This window comes from Salmonella sp. GDC200615, from assembly GCF_050574145.1.
Lineage (GTDB): Bacteria > Pseudomonadota > Gammaproteobacteria > Enterobacterales > Enterobacteriaceae > Salmonella > Salmonella enterica.
Window position 1 is genome coordinate 3,080,463 of sequence record NZ_CP192247.1, and the last position, 20,585, is coordinate 3,101,047.

A 20,585-nucleotide genomic window follows, 5' to 3' on the forward strand; every position below is an offset into this window, starting at 1 on the left:
CAGAATTTTGTCTGCTTACCGTCCCGGTGTACCATGCCGACAGACGGAATTATTACTCTTAATCTGGAAAAAATTATGACTGCACGCGTGATTGCCCTCGATTTAGACGGAACATTATTAACCCCGCATAAAACCTTACTCCCCTCCTCGCTTGAAGCGCTATCACGCGCCAAAGAGGCGGGCTTTCAACTTATCATTGTCACGGGTCGCCATCACGTTGCTATTCATCCTTTTTATCAGGCGCTGGCGCTGGAAACACCTGCTATTTGCTGCAACGGCACCTATTTGTATGATTATCAAGCTAAAACTGTCCTGGATGCCGATCCTATGCCCGTGGATAAGGCGTTGCAGTTGATTGATTTACTGGATGAGCATCAGATTCACGGCCTGATGTATGTTGATGACGCTATGCTTTACGAACACCCAACCGGTCACGTCGTGCGTACCTCCCGGTGGGCGCAGACCTTGCCGCCGGAGCAACGTCCGACCTTTACACAGGTCTCTTCGTTGGCGCAGGCGGCGCGCGACGTGAATGCCGTGTGGAAGTTTGCGCTTACCGATGAAGATATTCCCAGGCTACAGCGGTTCGGTCAGCATGTTGAACAGGCGCTTGGCCTGGAGTGCGAATGGTCATGGCACGATCAGGTGGATATCGCGCGCAAAGGCAACAGTAAAGGCAAGCGCCTTACCCAGTGGATAGAAGCGCAGGGAGGGTCAATGAAAAATGTGATCGCTTTCGGCGATAACTACAACGACATCAGTATGCTGGAGGCGGCAGGCACCGGCGTTGCGATGGGCAACGCCGATGAGGCGGTGAAAGCGCGCGCTGACGTTGTGATCGGCGATAACACTACCGATAGCATCGCCAAATTTATTTACACCCACCTACTATAGTCAGGCGGTGATAGAAACGCTTTTCACCTGCGCGTAAAGCCACAGGCCAGGCTTGATATTCAGCTCATCCCTGGCCCACGGGCTTATTCGCGCCCACAGCGTTCTGCCGCCTATCTCAAGCTGGATTTCCACCTGTCCGTTATCGTCATAACAATTCGCCACTTTTGCCCGCAATACGTTGCGGATACTGGTCTGCTGCGGCGGCTGTAGTACCAGCGAGACATCCGACGCCTGTATACGAATACGCAGTGTGGATTGCAGCGGCTGATTGAGTTTATTTACCCACAGGTGCTGGTCGCCAAGCGCCAGGGCGGTCATGGCATAATGTGGGTGATGCTCCAGCACGCTAACTTTCAGAATACTGCTCTGTTGCTCTTTCGGCAGCCACGGGTGCATAACGCTGCTTCCCCAGACTTCTTCCAGCGGGCCAAACGCTTTAACCTGTCCATCCTCCAGCACCATGACTTTATCCGCCAGGTGGAGAATTTCATCGAGAGAATGGCTGACATACAGCATGGGAATATTGATTTCCCGCGCCAGCCGTTGCAGGTACGGCAGTAATTCGCGTTTACGCGGGATATCCAGCGAGGCCAACGGTTCGTCCAACAGCAGCAACTCCGGGGCGGTGAGCAATGCCCGGCCTATCGCTACGCGCTGTTTTTCTCCGCCGGACAAGCTCCCCGGCAGGCGATCAAGCAACGCTTCAATTCCCGGCAGCGACACCAGCTTATCAAACTGACCGGTCATGCTTTTCGCCATGCCGTAGCGCAAATTGCCGCGTACTTTGTAATGGGGGAACAGGCGCGCATCCTGGAAAACATAACCGATGCGGCGCTTTTCCGGCGTTAAACAGATACCGTTTTCCGCGTCATGCAACACCCGGCCATTCAGCGCGATGCGTCCTTTTTGCGGGCGAGTCAAACCGCTGATGGCATTAATCAGCGAGGTTTTTCCCGCGCCGGAGACGCCAAAGATAGCCGTGATCCCACTGGCTGGCAGCGTTTCGTTGAGGGTTAAACAGTGCGTTCCCAGCGTCTGGGAAAAATTAAGCTCCAGCATGGTTAGCGCCCCGTCCGTTCACGGCTAATCCGCGCCAGCCATTCAGAAATCAACAGCGAAATCAGCGCTAATACAATCGAAATCACGCACAGCCTCGCCGCCGCGCTCTCCCCGCCCGGCGTCTGGATCAAGGTATACATGGCGGAAGGTATGGTGCGGGTTTCGCCCGGAATATTAGAAACAAAGGTAATGGTCGCGCCAAATTCGCCAAGCGAACGGGCAAACGCCAGCACCGTACCGACAATAATGCCCGGCAGGGTAAGCGGTAAGGTGATAGTCAGAAAAACGCGCCAGCGCCCGGCGCCCAGCGTTCTGGCGGCCTGTTCAAGCTTGATATCCACCCCCTCCAGCGCCAGCCGAATGGCCCGCACCATCAGCGGGAAGGACATCACCGCCGCCGCCAGCACGGCGCCGCGCCAGCTAAAGGCAAACGTGAGACCGAACCAGTCATACAGCCACTGGCCAATAAACCCGCGTCGCCCCATCGACACCAGCAGCAGATAGCCGACCACCACCGGCGGCAGCACCAGCGGCAGATGCAGGACGCTATCAAGTAAGGCTTTGCCCGGAAACCGGCATCGTACCAGTAACCAGGCAAAAAAGATCCCAAACGGCAGGCTAAACAGCACGGCCAGGGAAGACACTTTCAGGCTAAGAAGGACAGCCTGCCATTCTGGATCGGTCAGTATCATTACTTCGTCGTAAATCCATAACGTTTAAAGATTGCCGAGGCCTGCGGTCCTTTCAGGTAATCATAGAACGCGCTGACGGTCGCATTTTTATGCCCCTCCACGATAGCGATGGGGTATTCCACTTTTTTATGTGAATCTTCCGGGAACGTCGCCACCACGTTGACCCCCTTGCTGGCAACCGCATCAGAACCATATACAATGCCCAAAGGCGCTTCGTTACGTTCGACCAGCGCCAACGCGCCGCGCACATCCTCGCCCGGCGCCAGTTTCGGTTCAAGCGTTTGCCATGCGCCCAGCTTTTGCAGCGCTTCTTTGGCATAAATTCCCGCCGGTACGTGTTGCGGATCGCCCACTGCCAGACGCCCGCCGTTCAACAGACGAATCCAGTCCGTTTTGTTGTCGATGGTAAACGGTTTCTGCTCGCTGGCTTTCGGCGCCACCACCACCAGGCTATTGCCAAGCAATGTTTCGCGCGTCGTGGTATCCACCGCTTTTTTATCGGCTGCGTAATCCATCCATTTCTGATCAGCAGAGATGAACAGGTCCGCCGGCGCGCCCGCTTCTATCTGGCGCGCCAGCGTTGAAGAGGAGGCGAATGAGGAGACCACATCCACATTTTTCTCTTTTTTATATTCTGCCGCAATGTCTTGCATCGCGTTCGTTAGCGACGCGGCGGCAAATACGGTGATCTTGCCTTCATCCGCCAGCGCATGACCGGCGATGACGAAAGATAATGTTGCCCCTGCGACCAGGCGTAACCAGGAATGCGCCATCTGTAACTCCTTGTGTGTTTCGTTATGTAAGCGACAATATAACGATAATCTCAGGGGTTTCCCAGCGGTTATTCATACCCATTAACGATTAAACACAGAAAATATCGGCAGGAAAAGCAGGATCTTGAGTAACAAAAACGCCCGACTGAGCGGGCGTTTGGGGAAATCAGCGGTTCTGTCTGGACTGGTCTTTCTGACCGATACCGGAAAAAATGTTGAACACCTCACCCAGACCGTAAATCAGACCGAGGATGATGGCCATCACTACCGGTACCATGATGACGGCGAATACCAGACTTTTTAATAACTCTAACATGGGCAACTCCAGATATAGTCCTTTTTGTATTTTAACCGCATCACACAGAAAAGCACTCCCCTTTTGTGCGGTCGGCTTTGCGCTGACGCGCTTTTCAGTCACAATAGTCTTTTTACCAGGAGCTGGTTATGCAGGCCGAAATCCTTCTTACCCTGAAACTTCAGCAAAAGCTTTTTGCCGATCCCCGACGTATCTCTCTGCTGAAACACATTGCGCTTTCCGGCTCTATTAGTCAGGGCGCGAAAGACGCGGGAATCAGCTATAAGAGCGCCTGGGATGCGATAAACGACATGAACCAGCTTAGCGAACATATGCTGGTTGAGCGCGCAACGGGCGGCAAAGGCGGCGGCGGCGCGGTATTAACCCGCTATGGTCAGCGTCTGATCCAGCTTTACGATTTGCTGGGCCAAATTCAGCAAAAAGCGTTCGATGTGTTAAGTGACGATGACGCCCTGCCGCTTGACAGTCTGCTGGCCGCTATTTCCCGCTTTTCACTGCAAACCAGCGCCCGAAATCAGTGGTTCGGCACCATTACCGCCCGCGATCGCGATCAGGTGCAACAGCATGTCGATGTGCTGCTGGCCGACGGCAAAACGCGGCTTAAAGTCGCGCTGACGGCGCAAAGCGGCGAGCGTCTCGGCCTGGAGGAAGGTAAAGAAGTGCTGATCCTGCTAAAAGCACCGTGGGTTGGCATTACCCGGGATGCAGCCGTTGCGCGCGCCGCTGACAATCAGTTGTCGGGAACGATCAGCCATATCGAGCGCGGCGCGGAACAGTGTGAAGTGTTGATGGCGCTGCCGGACGGCCAGACGCTGTGCGCCACGATACCGACTTCAGATGCCGCCACGTTAAAGGAAGGCGATGACGTGATTGCCTGGTTTAATGCGGACAGAGTGATTATTGCAACGTTGTGCTAAGCACATTGACATCCGTTGCCGAAAGACGTATCCCTGTCATTCATCGCTGCAAAAAATGGGATGCAAAATGTCATCGTTGCAAATTTCGCAAGGCACGTTTCGTCTGAGCGATACAAAAACACTTCATCTGGATTCGCTGACGCTCAATGCGGGCGATAGCTGGGCATTCGTTGGGGCTAACGGGAGCGGGAAGTCGGCGCTCGCCCGCGCGCTGGCGGGCGAACTGCCGTTATTAACTGGCGAGCGCCAGTGTCGGTTTACCCGCATTACTCGTCTGTCCTTTGAACAATTGCAAAAGCTGGTCAGCGATGAGTGGCAACGTAATAACACCGATATGCTCAGTCCTGGCGAAGACGATACCGGGCGCACTACCGCGGAAATTATTCAGGATGAAGTTCACCATCCTGCCCGCTGTGCGATGCTGGCGCAGCAGTTCGGCATTTCCACTTTACTCAACAGGCGTTTTAAATACCTTTCTACCGGCGAGACGCGAAAAGCGCTGCTGTGTCAGGCGCTGATGTCTGAGCCGGAGTTATTAATCCTTGATGAACCGTTCGACGGGCTTGACGTGACCGCCCGTCAACAACTGGCGCAACGCCTGACGGCGTTGAACCAGGCGGGTATGACCCTGGCGCTGGTACTCAACCGTTTTGATGAGATCCCGGACTTCGTGCAGTTTGCCGGCGTGCTTGCCGACTGTACGCTGGCGGAGACCGGAACGACGGCGGAGTTGCTGCAACGGGCGTTGGTTGCTCAACTCGCGCACAGCGAGCGTCTGACCGACGTACAATTACCCGAACCGGACGAACCTTCCGCCCGCCATGCGTTACCCGATGGCGAACCACGGATCGTACTTAACGATGGCGTAGTCTCGTATAACGATCGCCCTATCCTCCACCACCTAAGCTGGCGAGTCAATCCGGGCGAACACTGGCAGATCGTCGGTCCTAACGGAGCGGGTAAGTCTACGTTGCTTAGCCTTATTACTGGCGATCATCCGCAAGGCTACAGCAACGATCTTACGCTGTTCGGGCGGCGGCGAGGAAGCGGCGAAACAATCTGGGATATCAAAAAACATATCGGCTACGTCAGCAGCAGTTTACATCTGGATTACCGCGTCAGTACCACGGTGCGCAATGTCATTCTCTCCGGCTATTTCGATTCTATCGGCATTTACCAGGCCGTTTCAGACAGGCAACGAAAACTGGCGCAACAGTGGCTGGATATTCTGGGAATCGATAAGCGTACGGCGGATGCCCCCTTCCACAGTCTCTCCTGGGGACAGCAGCGGCTGGCGCTGATCGTGCGCGCTCTGGTTAAGCATCCGACAGTGTTGATTCTGGATGAGCCGCTGCAAGGGTTGGACCCGCTGAACCGCCAACTGGTACGCCGTTTTGTAGATGTATTAATTCGCCAGGGAGAGACCCAACTGCTGTTCGTTTCCCATCATGCAGAGGATGCGCCTGCCTGTATTACCCACCGGCTGGAATTTGTACCAGATGGCGAACGTTATAAGTACGTTTCCGGACGATGCAATAATTAAATGTATTATCAGAATGGCGCCGCGCGCCATTCTGGAACCACTCTCCTTTTATTAAGAATAATAATAACGGTCGATAAGCTTACTATCTCTTGAATCGCTGACCGCCTCATTGTCATAATAATCCTGAAATTTTCGACAATGATGTCGTATGTGAATATAAGGGATCCATTATGGCTTTTCGTTTTCCACAAATAATACTATTTTTACTGGCAGCCATGTTATTTTGCCCCAGCAGTTATGCTGAGCAAAAGCCGACCGCTGCGCAGGAAGCGCGTAAAACCGCCGTTGAGGTCGCTGTTGAAGGCATGAGTCGCGCCGCCGTTGCGGGTCCGACAAAGATTAGTTTAGGTGATAAAGCCACGCTTAATCTGCCGGAAGGATTTACCTGGATACCCGCAAAAGAAGCGGCGGTATTTATGCGTGAAATTGGTAACTATGTTGACGATGAATATTTTTACGGCCTCGTATTTAAAAAGGAAATGAATGGATTTATTTCTATCGAATATGATGATTCTGGTTATGTAAAAGATGATGATGCAAAAAACTGGGATGCCGATGAATTAATGGATAACCTGCGCAAAGGCACAAAAGAAGCGAATAAAGATCGTATTGCAAAAGGCATTGAGCCGATAGAAATTATTGGCTGGATCGAGAAGCCTACCTACGATGCAACCAATCATCGTCTGATCTGGTCCGCCGCCATCCATGATATCGGCACCAACGAACCACTGAATGAACAAGGCGTGAACTACAACACCTATCTGCTGGGACGTGAAGGCTATTTTTCTTTAAATCTGGTGACCGACAGAGGCTCTGTTGACCACGAAATCCCTCTGGCGAAAAGAATTCTCAGTTCCGTCAAGTTCAACGCTGGACAACGCTACGCTGACTTCAACGAATCAACGGACAAAATAGCGGAGTATGGGCTCGCCGCGCTGATTGGCGGTATCGCGGCCAAGAAAGTAGGACTGCTTGCTATGCTCGGTATCGCGTTGCTTAAATTCTGGAAAGTGACCGCCATCGGCGTCGTCGCTGTCGGGGCGCTCGCCAGGAAGCTACTCTCGCGTAAAAAAGACTGACAGCTCTTGCCCCGTCCGTTTCATTCCCAGGCGCGTAACGCGCCTTTTTTTCGGATAAAAAACAGAAGCATTCTCAAGCCAGATGATTTGTAATCATTTAATCGATACAAATGCGTAAAATCACCAGTGTGTAAACGATTCCACTAATTTATTACATGTCACACTTTTCGCATCTTTGTTATGCTATGGTTATTCCATACCATAGGCTTAACGGAGCGAATTATGAGAGTATTGGTTACAGGTGGTAGCGGTTACATTGGAAGTCATACCTGCGTACAGTTGCTGCAAAATGGTCATGACGTCGTCATCCTCGATAACCTCTGCAACAGCAAGCGCAGCGTGCTGCCCGTGATTGAACGTCTGGGCGGTAAGCACCCGACCTTTGTCGAAGGTGATATTCGCAACGAAGCGCTTATAACCGAAATTCTGCACGATCACGCGATTGATACCGTGATTCACTTTGCCGGCCTGAAAGCCGTCGGCGAATCGGTCGCCAGGCCGCTGGAGTACTATGACAACAACGTCAACGGTACGCTGCGGTTGGTCAGCGCCATGCGTGCGGCCAACGTTAAAAACCTTATTTTTAGCTCCTCCGCCACCGTTTATGGCGATCAGCCCAAAATTCCTTACGTCGAAAGTTTTCCTACCGGCACGCCGCAAAGCCCCTACGGCAAAAGTAAATTGATGGTAGAACAGATCCTCACCGATCTGCAAAAAGCCCAGCCGGAGTGGAGTATTGCGCTGCTGCGTTATTTCAACCCGGTCGGCGCGCACCCGTCGGGCGACATGGGAGAAGATCCGCAAGGTATTCCGAATAACCTGATGCCCTATATCGCCCAGGTCGCCGTGGGTCGTCGCGAATCGCTCGCCGTTTTCGGCAATGATTACCCGACCGAGGATGGCACCGGCGTACGCGATTACATTCACGTTATGGACTTAGCCGACGGGCACGTCGTGGCGATGGAAAAACTGGCGGACAAATCCGGCGTACATATTTATAACCTCGGCGCGGGTGTCGGCAGTAGCGTCCTGGATGTGGTCAACGCCTTTAGTAAAGCCTGCGGTAAACCCATTAATTACCACTTCGCGCCGCGTCGCGACGGCGATCTCCCGGCGTATTGGGCGGATGCCAGCAAAGCCGATCGCGAGCTGAACTGGCGCGTCACCCGCACGCTTGACGAAATGGCGCAGGACACCTGGCACTGGCAGTCACGCCATCCGCAGGGATACCCAGATTAAGGACGTTGTTATGACCCCATTTAATCCCATCGATCATCCGCATCGCCGTTATAACCCGCTTACCGGCCAGTGGGTTCTGGTTTCGCCGCATCGCGCAAAACGCCCCTGGCAGGGGGCGCAGGAAACGCCGTCTCAGCAAATGCTGCCGGCCCATGATCCGGACTGCTTCCTGTGTGCGGGCAATACGCGTGTCACCGGCGATAAAAATCCCGATTACAAAGGGACTTACGTCTTTACTAACGATTTCGCGGCGCTGATGGCCGACACGCCGGATGCGCCGGACAGCCACGATCCGCTGATGCGCTGTCAGAGCGCGCGCGGCACCAGCCGCGTGATCTGCTTTTCTCCCGATCACAGTAAAACGCTGCCGGAGTTGAGCCTGCCCGCGCTGACGGAAATCGTCAGAACCTGGCAGACGCAGACCGCCGAGTTAGGCAAAACCTATCCGTGGGTGCAGGTCTTTGAAAACAAAGGCGCGGCGATGGGCTGTTCGAACCCGCATCCGCATGGACAGGTCTGGGCCAACAGCTTCCTGCCGAATGAGGCCGAACGCGAAGATCGTTTACAAAAAGCCTATTTCGCCGAGCAGCGCTCGCCAATGCTGGTGGATTATGTCCAGCGGGAACTGGCGGACGGCAGCCGCACCGTGGTCGAAACCGAACACTGGCTGGCGGTGGTGCCTTACTGGGCGGCGTGGCCGTTCGAAACGCTACTGTTACCCAAAACGCATGTCCTGCGCATTACCGATTTAAGCGACGAGCAGCGCGACTCTCTGGCGCTGGCGTTGAAAAAGCTGACCAGTCGTTATGACAACCTGTTTCAGTGTTCCTTCCCCTACTCAATGGGCTGGCACGGCGCGCCGTTTAACGGTGAAGAAAACGCGCACTGGCAGTTGCACGCGCACTTTTATCCGCCGCTGCTGCGCTCTGCGACCGTCCGTAAATTTATGGTCGGCTATGAAATGCTGGCGGAAACCCAGCGTGATTTAACCGCAGAACAAGCGGCTGAACGCCTGCGCGCGGTCAGCGACATCCATTTTCGCGAATCCGGAGTATAAAAATGAATCTGAAAGAGAAAACGCGCGCGCTGTTTGCTGAAATTTTCGGCTACCCTGCTACCCACACGATTCAGGCGCCAGGCCGCGTCAATCTGATCGGCGAGCACACTGATTACAATGATGGTTTTGTTCTGCCCTGCGCTATCGATTACCAGACCGTAATTAGCTGTGCGCCGCGCGACGATCGTACCGTACGGGTGATTGCCGCCGATTACGACAATCAGGTGGACGAATTTTCACTGGATGCGCCGATCGTGACCCACGATAGCCAGCAGTGGTCTAACTATGTGCGCGGCGTAGTGAAACACCTGCAACAGCGTAACAACGCGTTTGGCGGCGTGGATATGGTCATCAGCGGCAATGTGCCGCAGGGCGCCGGGTTAAGCTCCTCCGCCTCGCTGGAAGTGGCGGTGGGCACCGTCTTCCAGCAGCTTTATCACCTACCGCTGGACGGCGCGCAAATTGCGCTCAACGGACAAGAGGCCGAGAACCAGTTTGTCGGCTGTAACTGCGGCATTATGGATCAGCTCATCTCTGCGCTCGGCAAAAAAGATCATGCGTTGCTGATTGATTGCCGTACGCTCGGCGCCAAAGCGGTTTCCATGCCGAAAGGTGTCGCCGTGGTGATCATCAATAGTAACTTTAAGCGCACGCTGGTGGGCAGCGAGTATAATACCCGCCGTGAACAGTGCGAAACCGGCGCCCGTCTCTTCCAGCAGCCGGCCCTGCGCGATGTCAGCCTTGAGGCGTTCAATGCCGTTGCCAGCGAACTGGACCCGGTAGTCGCAAAACGCGTTCGCCATGTATTGAGCGAAAATGCGCGCACCGTTGAAGCGGCAAGCGCGCTGGAGAAAGGTGATTTGCAACGTATGGGCCAACTGATGGCGGAGTCCCATGCCTCAATGCGCGATGATTTCGAAATTACCGTCCCGCAGATAGACACACTGGTAGACATCGTCAAAGCGACCATCGGCGATCAAGGCGGCGTGCGCATGACCGGCGGCGGCTTCGGCGGGTGTGTTGTCGCGCTGATCCCGGAAGATCTGGTTCCCGCTGTGCAGCAGGCCGTTGCGCAACAGTACGAAGCGAAAACCGGAATCAAAGAAACCTTTTATGTATGCAAACCGTCACAAGGAGCAGGACAGTGCTAAATGAAACGCCCGCACTGGCCCCCGATGGTCAACCGTACCGCCTGCTAACCCTGCGCAACAGCGCAGGGATGGTGGTAACGCTGATGGACTGGGGAGCCACTCTTCTTTCCGCCCGTATTCCGCTGTCTGACGGCAGCGTTCGGGAAGCATTGCTGGGCTGCGCCAGCCCGGAACACTACCCTGAACAGACGTCATTCCTCGGCGCCTCTATTGGCCGTTACGCGAACCGTATCGCCAATAGCCGCTATACGTTTGCCGGCGAAACCGTACAGTTAAGCCCAAGTCAGGGCGAGAACCAGCTACACGGCGGACCGGAAGGCTTTGACAAGCGCCGCTGGCAAATTGTGAACCAGAACGATCGCCAGGTATTATTCGCGCTCACCTCTGATGACGGCGACCAGGGCTTTCCTGGACATCTTTGCGCCACGGCGCAATATCGTCTGACCGATGACAATAGAATATCCATCACCTACCGGGCGACGGTCGATAAACCCTGTCCGGTGAATTTGACCAACCACGTCTATTTTAATCTGGACGGCGATCGGACCGACGTGCGCCAACATAAGCTGCAAATTCTGGCGGATGAGTATCTGCCGGTAGATGAATCCGGTATTCCACGCCAGGGGCTAAAATCGGTAGCCAATACCTCGTTTGACTTCCGGATGCCAAAAGTCATTGCCAGTGAATTTCTCGCCGATGACGATCAGCGCAAGGTTAAAGGCTACGATCATGCTTTCCTGCTACAGACGCAGGGTGATGGCAAAAAGCCGGCGGCCCGTCTGTGGTCACAGGATGGAAAGCTACAAATGATGGTTTACACCACCGCCCCGGCGTTGCAGTTTTATTCCGGCAATTATCTGGCGGGTACACCTTCCCTCGGGCCGGAACCTTATGCCGACTGGCAAGGGCTGGCGCTGGAAAGCGAACTGCTGCCGGACAGTCCGAATCATCCTGAATGGCCGCAGCCTGACTGTATCCTTCGCCCTGGCGAGGAGTACGCCAGCCTGACCGAGTATCAGTTTATTCCGTTCTAACGATATGCCGCTACATGCCCGATGACGCAAGCTTATCGGGCCTACGCGCCATTGCCCTGCTCAAACCTCCACCACTTAAAGACAAAATCGCAACTCTGAGTTCACAAGAACCTTACACTGCGCCACTATTTTCGCTATGGTTATGCGTAAGCATTGCCGCCAACACCTCGCGGCAATATAATGAGAATTATTATCATTACATATGATTTATAGGAGTGAGAGTATGGCTGTAACTAAGCTGGTTCTGGTACGTCACGGTGAAAGTCAATGGAACAAAGAGAACCGTTTCACCGGCTGGTATGATGTTGACCTGTCTGAAAAAGGCGTAAGCGAAGCAAAAGCAGCGGGTAAACTGCTAAAAGAAGAAGGTTTCAGCTTTGATTTTGCCTACACTTCCGTACTGAAACGCGCTATCCATACGCTGTGGAACGTACTGGATGAACTGGATCAAGCGTGGCTGCCGGTGGAAAAATCCTGGAAACTCAATGAACGTCACTATGGCGCGTTGCAGGGGCTGAACAAAGCGGAAACGGCAGAAAAATATGGTGACGAGCAGGTTAAACAGTGGCGCCGCGGTTTTGCCGTGACGCCGCCGGAACTGACCAAAGATGATGAGCGTTATCCGGGTCACGATCCACGTTATGCCAAACTGAGCGAGAAAGAGCTGCCGTTGACCGAAAGTCTGGCGCTGACCATCGACCGCGTTATTCCTTACTGGAACGACACCATCCTGCCGCGTATGAAGAGCGGTGAGCGCGTGATCATCGCCGCTCACGGTAACTCATTGCGTGCGCTGGTGAAATACCTGGATAACATGAGTGAAGATGAGATCCTTGAGTTAAACATCCCGACCGGCGTGCCGCTGGTGTATGAGTTCGACGAAAACTTCAAGCCGCTCAAACATTACTATCTGGGCAACGCTGACGAAATCGCCGCGAAAGCGGCTGCCGTGGCGAATCAGGGTAAAGCGAAGTAATCACCTTTGCCGGATGGCGGTATAACTGCCTTATCCGGCCTACGAGCAATGGGTAGGCCGGATAAGCGCAGCGCCATCAGGCAATATGTCTTAAACAGCGATCACGCCGTCCAGCACCACCTGCAATTTCCCCTGCGAACAGCGCTCCACGCGTCCTCGTACCCGGTACACTTCAGCCAGACGCTCCGCAGTAATCACCGTCTCCGGCGCGCCGCTGGCGACCAGCCTGCCGTCTTTTAGCATCAGGACATGGTCACCATGACGCAGTGCAATATTAATGTCATGCGCCACGACTATCGTTACCCTATTTTGCGCCTGGGTATCCCGACGCACGAGATCCATTACGTGAAACTGATAGTTTAAATCCAGCGCGCTGAGCGGCTCATCCAGCAACAGAAGTTCAGGGCGACGAATCAGCGATTGCGCCAGACCCACTAACTGCCGCTGACCGCCGGAAAGCTGGTCGAGATACTGCAACGCCAGATGCGTTATGCCCAATTGCTCAAGGATAGCCAGTATCTGCGCTCTGCCCTGCGCATTGTCTCTGCCGCCTGATGCCCGCAGTACCACGATAATCGACTCCAGTACATGCAGATGTACGCCCTGCGGTAATGACTGCGGCAAAAACACAACTTTCTGCGCCCGCTCGGCAAACGATAACGACATGAGATCTTCGCCATCAAGCAGCGCCTCGCCGTCGGCGTTATTCAGCCCGGCCAGCGAACGTAGTAACGTCGATTTACCACAGCCGTTCGGCCCCAGCAAAATGGTAATTTTCCCGCGCGACAGTAAGGGAACGTTGAGATCTGCAATAACCGGCTGAGTGGAATAGCCGGCGCTAAATGAGCGGAGCATTAACCCGCGCATCAGAGACTCCCCCGATGTCGCAATACAATGCTTAAAAAGAACGGAACCCCGACCAGCGAGGTGACAATCCCCACCGGCACCATGACGCCCGGAATACTATTTTTCGCCGCAATAGAGGCCAGCGATAACACCAGCCCGCCTATCAGCACGCTGCCCGGAAGGTAGAAACGGTGATCTTCCCCCAAAAGTATTCGTGCAATGTGCGGTGCAACGAGACCAATAAAACCAATCGGCCCGACGAAAGCTACCGCCAGCGCTGATAACAAGCTGATACGCAACAATGACAGCAGGCGTAAACGGCGGACATGAATCCCAAAGCTCATCGCCCTCTCTTCGCCCAGACGTAATGCCGTGAGTTGCCAGGCGCTTCGTAACGCGCAAAAAAGCACAGCAATAAACACCACGGCCAGTACGCCCAATTTTTCCCACGACGCGCGGACCAGGCTCCCCATCGTCCAGAATACCAGCCCCTGCAGCGTATCTTCATCAGCCACAAACTGCATAATGGCGACCAACGCGTTAAAGGTGAATACCAGTGCAATACCGAACAACACCACTCCGGATGCGGCGACGCCTGTCCAACGGGTAATACCGTCCAGGAGTAACGCGGATAAAAGCGCAAAGATGAACGCATTGGCCGGGATAAACCAGGCGGCAGGAATACCGGGAATACCGATCCCCAACACAATCGCCAGCGCAGCGCCAAAAGCCGCCGCGGACGATACGCCGAGGGTAAACGGCGTCGCCAGCGGATTATTTAAAATGGTTTGCATTTCGGCGCCCGCTAACCCTAACGCCATGCCCACCAGTAGGGCCATCAGGGCATAGGGTAAACGAATATCCCAGACAATAACGTGTATGCCCGCATTCACCTTTTCCGGTTGAAAAAGCGCCTGCCATAGCGCACTGAGCGGTAAACCAGAAGACCCACAGGTTACATCCACCATCAGTGAAGTCATCATCGCCAACGCAATAGCTAACATGAGCACAGCCCGTTTGCGTATGATCTGGCGATAGCGCGGAATGACGGGCGTGGAAGCGAGAGCGGGGGCTAAAAGTGATTTGTCCTGACAGGTCATGGTTCGGGCTACGTTATTAATCAGAGGAGAATTATAGCGCCGAATTATTTCGTTATATATTTATTTATATTTCGATTAATGACACGGTGGCCTATCTCACCGGTTTCCAATAAATATCCTCCGGCATAGCCCTGTGTCTTGATCAGATCTCCTGATCAAGACACAGGGCCTGGCTGGGGGTTTTCCATAGACAAAAAAAGCGTGGAGCCATCCACGCTTGAGGCTGTTGACAAAATGTAACCAGGTGGCAATGTTCCAACCACGGACCTACAAAAAGTACGTAATCTGTTGATATTCTCGTTTCGTAAGTCAGGCAAAGCGCTAGCTGCCTCTCGCAGAAATGCCAACACAACAGATAATTGTCAGCAGTCCTCATTTTTCAGTCAGCAAATATCGGTCCGGCAGGGAATTTCGCCAGAAACCCGGTGACGGCCAGCAGCGACCACAGCCCGGGCCACTCAATCTGGCGCTCCCGCAGTTCATCATCCAGCGTCATAAGCGCAAACTCACCTTTATCGCCCAGCACGCCGCCCTGCCAGAGCAGCCGCTGCGCCTGCTGCCGCGCCCAGGGGGAATCGCTCTTCCAGGCCAGCAGGTGCAGTAGAGCCTGCTGCAGGCAGACACCGTGAGAATGTTGATCCCGCAACAGCCGCCGGTAAACCGGCAGCGATATGCTGCGCACGGTATAAAAACCGCTGCGGGTTTCGCTGTCAACATCTGCCATGCCAGCACAGAACTGACTGGCCAGGTCACATAAACGATTGTGCGTCAGCGGCTGGCGCAGGGCATCCAGACGACCTGCTGCGGCACACAGCAGCCCGCTCCTTTGCCGTTCTTGTGGCAGCGAATCAGGCAAAACCGCTACCGTTTCAGCCGCCCCGGCCTGCGCATGCTGTACGCCCGCGTTATAACAACAGACAAAGAAATCATGGCTGCCACGGACAATTGACGGGTGCGCCAGCAGATTCAGCGCCGGGTGCAGTTGTTCAAGCTCGTCCAGTGATGCCAGCGTATAATTGACAACCACATCTTTTATCGATGCCCGGCCTTCCGGACGAAATGCTATGGTTTCATTCATCAAAGTCTCCTTATGGGACATTCCCGGAGACGATGCTGCGCATCTGTCCGGGCTACAGATCCATGCAATCCGGTAGCCCGGACAGGCGCAACGCGCCGCCTCCGGGAAAGGAACAGATTTACATCGCCAGCACGTACTTCAGCATCACCCCGGCGGCTATCGCCGAGCCAATCACCCCGGCCACGTTCGGGCCCATCGCGTGCATCAGCAGGAAGTTCTGCGGGTCTGATTCCAGCCCCACTTTGTTCGATACGCGGGCCGCCATCGGCACCGCCGACACCCCCGCCGAACCGATAAGCGGGTTGATTTTGTTCTTACTGCACAGGTTCATCAGCTTCGCCATCAGCACCCCGGCCGCCGTCCCAATCCCGAACGCAATCACACCCAGCAGCAGAATGCCCAGCGTCTGCGGCTGCAAAAACTTATCCGCCACCAGCTTCGCGCCCACCGACAGCCCGAGGAAGATGGTCACGATATTAATCAGCCCGTTCTGTACCGTGTCGCTCAGACGCTCCACCACGCCGCTTTCACGCATCAGGTTGCCAAAGCAGAACATCCCCAGCAGCGGCGCGGCGTCCGGCAGCAGCAGGGCCACCAGTAGTAACAGCACCACCGGGAAGAGGATTTTTTCCCGCTTACTCACCGTGCGCAGCTGCACCATGCGGATTTTGCGCTCTTTCTCGCTGGTCAGCGCGCGCATAATCGGCGGCTGGATTAACGGCACCAGCGCCATATACGAGTACGCCGCCACCGCGATGGCCCCCAGCAGCTCCGGCGCCAGCTTGCCCGACAGATAAATCGCCGTCGGGCCGTCCGCGCCGCCGATGATGCCGATTGCCGCCGCCTGCGGCAGGGTGAAGGAAATCAGGCCGAAGTAGTTCAGCGTCAGCGCCCCCAGCACGGTGGCGAAGATGCCGAACTGCGCCGCCGCGCCGAGCAGCAGGGTGCGCGGGTTGGCCAGCAGCGGGCCGAAGTCGGTCATCGCGCCGACGCCCATAAAGATGACCAGCGGCGCGACACCGGAGCCAATCGCCACTTTGTAGAACAACGCCAGCACCCCCGGTGTATAGCCCATGTCCACCGCCAGGTTCTCCATCTGGCTCTGCACCGACGGCAGCGCCAGCGCTAATGCCTCTTTAATGGCGTGCACGTCCGGCGCGCAGTTAAGCTTCGCGGCAATCACCGCCAGCTGCCCGGCGTCGTGGTGCGCCAGCAGGCTTTCCAGCGCGGTCAGCGCCATGCCCGCTTCCGGAATGTTCGACAGCAGCCCGCCGAAGCCAATCGGCAGCAGCAGTAACGGTTCGAACTTTTTCGCAATCGCCAGCCACAGCAGCAGCAGGCTGACCAGCAGCATGATGGCCTGGCCTGCGCCAAGGTGCATCAGCCCCATGCCCTGAAGCAGGGCGTTCAGACTTTCCATGGTTCCAGTTCCTTACGCCAGCGTCATCAGGGTGTCGCCCACGGAGACGGCGTCCCCGGACTTCACTGCGATGCCGCGCACGGTTCCGGCCTGCGCGGCGCGGATTTCGGTTTCCATTTTCATGGCTTCCAGAATCAGCAGCACGTCGCCTTCGGCCACCGTCTGGCCCTCGGTGGCAATCACCTTCCAGATATTCCCCGCCAGCGGCGCGGTGACCGGGGTGCCGGCGCCTGCCGGGGCGGTGGCAGGAGCAGAAGAGGCAGCAGGTGCAGCCGCAGTGAGCTGGCTGATATCGCCGCCGTCGCTGACTTTCACCACAAAGGCTTTGCCTTCCACTTCCACGGTGTAGATACCGGAAGCTGCGGCTTTTGCCGGGGCAGCGGCAGGCTGCGCGGCTTCCGCCTGCGGCAGTGGCTCAAACGCCGCCGGATTATGGCGGTTCTCAAGGAATTTGAGGCCGATTTGCGGGAACAGCGCCACGGTGAGCACGTCGTCGATGGCGTTTCCCGCCAGAGTAATCCCCTTCTCCTGCGCCTGGCGCCTGACGTCCGCTTCCAGTTCAGCCAGTTCCGGCTTCAGCAGGTCTGCCGGGCGGCAGGTCACCGGAGCGCCTCCTTCCAGCACGCGGGCCTGTAACGCGGCGTTCACCGGCACCGGGGTGTGGCCGTATTCGCCTTTCAGAATGCCCGCCGTTTCTTTGGCAATGGTTTTGTAGCGCTCGCCGGTCAGGACATTGAGCACCGCCTGGGTGCCGACAATCTGCGAGGTCGGGGTCACCAGCGGGATAAAGCCGAGGTCCTCGCGCACGCGGGGGATTTCCGCCAGCACCTGGTCGAGTTTGTCCGCCGCGTTCTGCTGCTTCAGCTGGCTTTCGAGGTTGGTGAGCATTCCGCCCGGTACCTGGGCCACCAGAATACGGCTGTCGTAGCCCTTCAGCTGGCCTTCAAAGGCGTGATACTTTTTGCGCACCTCGCGGAAGTACGCGGCGATATTTTCCAGCTTCAGGATATCCAGCCCGGTGTCGTGCTCAGTACCTGCCAACGTCGCCACCAGCGCTTCGGTGGCCGGGCGGCCGTAGGTGGCGCTCATGGAGGAAATCGCCGTGTCCACGCCGTCAACACCCGCCTCGATAGCCTTCAGCAGGGCCATCTCCGCCATCCCGGTGGTGGCGTGACAGTGCAGGTGCAGGCGCACGTCATAGCGTTTTTTGATTTCGCTCACCAGCTCATACGCCGCCATCGGCGTGAGAATGCCGGACATATCCTTGATGGCGATGGAATCGACGCCGGTCTCTAACAACTGTTCGGTTAAATCCAGCCAGGTCTGCAGGGTGTGCGCCGGGCTGGTGGTATAGCTCAGCGTGCCCTGGGCGTGCGCGCCGTGGCTGCGCACCGCCTGCAGGGCGGCTTTCATATTGCGCGGGTCGTTCATGGCATCGAAGACGCGGAACACGTCCATGCCGTTTTTCACCGCGCGTTCGACGAAGCGTTCCACCACGTCATCGGCGTAATGGCGATAACCGAGCAGGTTCTGGCCGCGCAGCAGCATCTGCAGTGGGGTTTTGGGCATGGCTTTTTTCAGTTCGCGCAGGCGCAGCCACGGGTCTTCGCCGAGAAAGCGGATACAGGCGTCAAAGGTGGCGCCGCCCCAGCACTCCAGCGACCCGTAGCCCACGTCATCGAGCGCGGCGGCAATCGGCAGCATGTCATCAAGGCGCAGGCGGGTGGCGAACAGAGACTGGTGGGCGTCACGCAGGACGACGTCGGTAATGGCAATGGTCATGGATCCCTCCGGGAATTAAGGGTTAAGGCGGCGATGGTGGTGGATAGCGGCGGCAATCACCGGCTTGAGGCGGGCAAAGTCGTCCGCGGGCGCGGCGGCGGCAGGTGCCAGTTTTGGCGCCGGAGCCGGTTCAGGGAAGAAGCGGTTGACGGCGGCGGACATGCCGCGGATGGCGAAAATCAGCAGGAACAGAAACGCCAGCACGAACCCCATGCCGAGGAACATCAGGGTGAAGCCTTCACCTAATAGCACCGAACTATTCATAATAAAGTCTCAAATTTAATAATCTAAAATAGAAAAGTAATATCAGGCATTAATAGAAGGGATAAAATATCGGTAGTAAAATCATACTAACGATAAAACAAACCAAACCAATCGCCAATCCGGGTTTTAAAAAATCTTTAAATTTAACATTCCCCGGGCCAATAATCATTGAGTTTGCTGGAATAGCCATTGGGGTACAAACAGCAACACTACTCGCAATAAAAACAGCAATAACAACTGCACGAGGGTCTGCGCCAATAGACTGTGCGATAGTCCATCCTACCGGGCATAACAACGTACATGCTGCAGTGTTACTCATAACTTGAGTCAAAGCCCATGTAAGTATCCACAATGACGCCATAATAATCATAACGCCAGAATCTCCGGTTACTGAAATAACGGCATTAGCAATCATTTCTCCAGCACCAGTAGAATTCAGCGCGGCTCCTAAAGGCATCATAAACGCAAGCATGAAAACAGTTAGTGTTTCAAAAGAATTAAAAGTTTCCTTTTGTGTCAAAACGCCAGCAAATACAAGAACAATAGCCGCACAACACGCAATAATATGCATTGGAGGCAGAAACTTAATATAATCAGTTGCCACCATTCCAGCGATAGACAGAATAAAAACGGCTAAAGTTAAATTTCTATGCCAGGCCGGAATTTGGCTATAATCCATTTGAGAATCAGATTGTGTATTTCCATCACGATCTGCGATGAGTTTTGAACCGAAGAAATAGAGAAATATAGAGCATGCAATCAGCAAAGGAATACCAATTTTAGCGTATTCGAAAAATGGCACCGACAGACTTCCCTTACTAAAAGTTTCAATAGTATTTTTAGCAATCAGATTTCCTGGCGAACCGATAATAGAAATATCAGCACCGATTGTTGCCCCAAAAACCAGAGGCATAAGAAGTTTAATAGGCTTAATCTGACTACTGGCGGCAATACCTAAAACAATAGGAATTAGCACAGCAACTGTTCCGCTATTAGAAACAAAGGCAGACATAACTCCACCAATAAGAAAAATCAATACACTAAGGCTTCTTTCTGTTTTAGCATATTTTAGTAAAATTTTACTTGATTGCCATGCCAAACCTGTTTTAAAAAATGCCGCACCGAGTACACACATGGCGACGATAAGAATAACATTCGCATTTACGATTGAAGCAAAAATATCCTTAGCATCGATAACACCGGTAAAATAAAGTGCCATTGGGACCATAAATGCAACTAATCCCATAGGAAGACGATCGCTAACAAAGATAATTATTGCAACCACTAAAACCAACAAAGTAATAATCGCTGGTGACATGTATACGTCCTTATATTATTAGGGTACAAAAACAACTCATTACAGTC

General features: G+C 54.7%; 20 protein-coding genes. 9 read left to right on the top strand and 11 right to left on the bottom strand.

Going from position 1 to position 20,585, the window contains the following annotated elements:
• The first annotated feature begins 75 nt into the window (after positions 1-75).
• On the top strand, positions 76-894 hold the full coding sequence (locus tag ACQ29O_RS14885) for a pyridoxal phosphatase (RefSeq protein ID WP_000127031.1): 819 nt from the start codon (positions 76-78) through the stop codon (positions 892-894).
• Here ACQ29O_RS14885 and modC read toward each other — a convergent pair whose 3' ends face one another.
• The 4 genes from modC to ACQ29O_RS14905 form a co-directional block, all read right to left on the bottom strand.
• A complete protein-coding gene (gene modC, locus ACQ29O_RS14890; RefSeq protein WP_020937062.1) occupies positions 895-1,953 on the bottom strand; it encodes a molybdenum ABC transporter ATP-binding protein ModC in 1,059 nt (352 codons plus the stop codon).
• A gap of 2 nt (positions 1,954-1,955) precedes the next feature.
• The gene (modB, locus tag ACQ29O_RS14895; RefSeq protein ID WP_000604026.1) at positions 1,956-2,645 is read right to left on the bottom strand and encodes a molybdate ABC transporter permease subunit; all 690 of its coding nucleotides are present in this window, start codon (positions 2,643-2,645) and stop codon (positions 1,956-1,958) included.
• Entirely contained in the window at positions 2,645-3,418 is a 774-nt protein-coding gene (gene modA, locus ACQ29O_RS14900; protein WP_000951416.1) for a molybdate ABC transporter substrate-binding protein, read from the bottom strand. The genes modB and modA overlap by 1 nt, the downstream gene beginning before the upstream one ends.
• Positions 3,419-3,584: 166 nt before the next feature.
• Positions 3,585-3,734 (bottom strand): AcrZ family multidrug efflux pump-associated protein, encoded by a 150-nt coding sequence (locus ACQ29O_RS14905; RefSeq protein ID WP_000891513.1) that lies wholly within the window; start codon positions 3,732-3,734, stop codon positions 3,585-3,587.
• Between the two features lie 128 nt (positions 3,735-3,862).
• Here ACQ29O_RS14905 and modE point away from each other — a divergent pair, with 128 nt between their 5' ends.
• The 8 genes from modE to gpmA all read left to right on the top strand — a co-directional run bounded on the left by modE (position 3,863) and on the right by gpmA (position 12,730).
• Positions 3,863-4,651 (top strand): molybdenum-dependent transcriptional regulator, encoded by a 789-nt coding sequence (gene modE, locus ACQ29O_RS14910; protein ID WP_001147418.1) that lies wholly within the window; start codon positions 3,863-3,865, stop codon positions 4,649-4,651.
• A gap of 67 nt (positions 4,652-4,718) precedes the next feature.
• Positions 4,719-6,194 (top strand): molybdate ABC transporter ATP-binding protein ModF, encoded by a 1,476-nt coding sequence (gene modF, locus ACQ29O_RS14915; protein ID WP_000096946.1) that lies wholly within the window; start codon positions 4,719-4,721, stop codon positions 6,192-6,194.
• 170 nt (positions 6,195-6,364) lie between these two features.
• Positions 6,365-7,273 (top strand): DUF2167 domain-containing protein, encoded by a 909-nt coding sequence (locus ACQ29O_RS14920; protein ID WP_000885526.1) that lies wholly within the window; start codon positions 6,365-6,367, stop codon positions 7,271-7,273.
• Positions 7,274-7,495: 222 nt separating this feature from the next.
• On the top strand, positions 7,496-8,512 hold the full coding sequence (gene galE / locus ACQ29O_RS14925) for a UDP-glucose 4-epimerase GalE (RefSeq protein WP_001265465.1): 1,017 nt from the start codon (positions 7,496-7,498) through the stop codon (positions 8,510-8,512).
• Positions 8,513-8,522: 10 nt separating this feature from the next.
• Positions 8,523-9,569, top strand: a complete 1,047-nt coding sequence (gene galT, locus ACQ29O_RS14930) for a galactose-1-phosphate uridylyltransferase (RefSeq protein WP_000187473.1) — start codon at positions 8,523-8,525, stop codon at positions 9,567-9,569.
• 2 nt (positions 9,570-9,571) lie between these two features.
• Positions 9,572-10,720 (top strand): galactokinase, encoded by a 1,149-nt coding sequence (gene galK, locus ACQ29O_RS14935; protein WP_020937065.1) that lies wholly within the window; start codon positions 9,572-9,574, stop codon positions 10,718-10,720.
• Positions 10,714-11,754, top strand: coding sequence for a galactose-1-epimerase (galM, locus tag ACQ29O_RS14940; protein ID WP_000931427.1), 1,041 nt, complete (start codon positions 10,714-10,716; stop codon positions 11,752-11,754). Before galK ends, galM begins: the two co-directional genes overlap by 7 nt.
• 223 nt (positions 11,755-11,977) lie before the next feature.
• A complete protein-coding gene (gpmA, locus tag ACQ29O_RS14945) occupies positions 11,978-12,730 on the top strand; it encodes a 2,3-diphosphoglycerate-dependent phosphoglycerate mutase (RefSeq protein ID WP_000301556.1) in 753 nt (250 codons plus the stop codon).
• Positions 12,731-12,820: 90 nt separating this feature from the next.
• Here gpmA and ACQ29O_RS14950 read toward each other — a convergent pair whose 3' ends face one another.
• The 7 genes from ACQ29O_RS14950 to ACQ29O_RS14980 form a co-directional block, all read right to left on the bottom strand.
• Positions 12,821-13,597 (bottom strand): ABC transporter ATP-binding protein, encoded by a 777-nt coding sequence (locus ACQ29O_RS14950; RefSeq protein ID WP_001214717.1) that lies wholly within the window; start codon positions 13,595-13,597, stop codon positions 12,821-12,823.
• Positions 13,597-14,676 carry a FecCD family ABC transporter permease gene (locus ACQ29O_RS14955; protein ID WP_000128331.1) on the bottom strand — a complete coding sequence of 360 codons (1,080 nt, stop codon included), beginning with the start codon at positions 14,674-14,676 and terminating at the stop codon, positions 13,597-13,599. The genes ACQ29O_RS14950 and ACQ29O_RS14955 overlap by 1 nt, the downstream gene beginning before the upstream one ends.
• A gap of 379 nt (positions 14,677-15,055) precedes the next feature.
• A complete protein-coding gene (locus tag ACQ29O_RS14960) occupies positions 15,056-15,754 on the bottom strand; it encodes a triphosphoribosyl-dephospho-CoA synthase (RefSeq protein ID WP_001005986.1) in 699 nt (232 codons plus the stop codon).
• A 118-nt stretch (positions 15,755-15,872) separates the two neighbouring features.
• A complete protein-coding gene (locus ACQ29O_RS14965; protein WP_000444887.1) occupies positions 15,873-17,174 on the bottom strand; it encodes an oxalacetate decarboxylase subunit beta in 1,302 nt (433 codons plus the stop codon).
• A gap of 12 nt (positions 17,175-17,186) precedes the next feature.
• The gene (gene oadA / locus ACQ29O_RS14970) at positions 17,187-18,956 is read right to left on the bottom strand and encodes a sodium-extruding oxaloacetate decarboxylase subunit alpha (RefSeq protein ID WP_020937066.1); all 1,770 of its coding nucleotides are present in this window, start codon (positions 18,954-18,956) and stop codon (positions 17,187-17,189) included.
• A 15-nt stretch (positions 18,957-18,971) separates the two neighbouring features.
• Positions 18,972-19,220: an oxaloacetate decarboxylase subunit gamma gene (locus tag ACQ29O_RS14975; protein ID WP_001089085.1), complete on the bottom strand. Its 249-nt coding sequence runs from the start codon at positions 19,218-19,220 to the stop codon at positions 18,972-18,974.
• Between the two features lie 49 nt (positions 19,221-19,269).
• Entirely contained in the window at positions 19,270-20,538 is a 1,269-nt protein-coding gene (locus tag ACQ29O_RS14980; RefSeq protein ID WP_000074127.1) for an SLC13 family permease, read from the bottom strand.
• Positions 20,539-20,585: the final 47 nt, after the last annotated feature.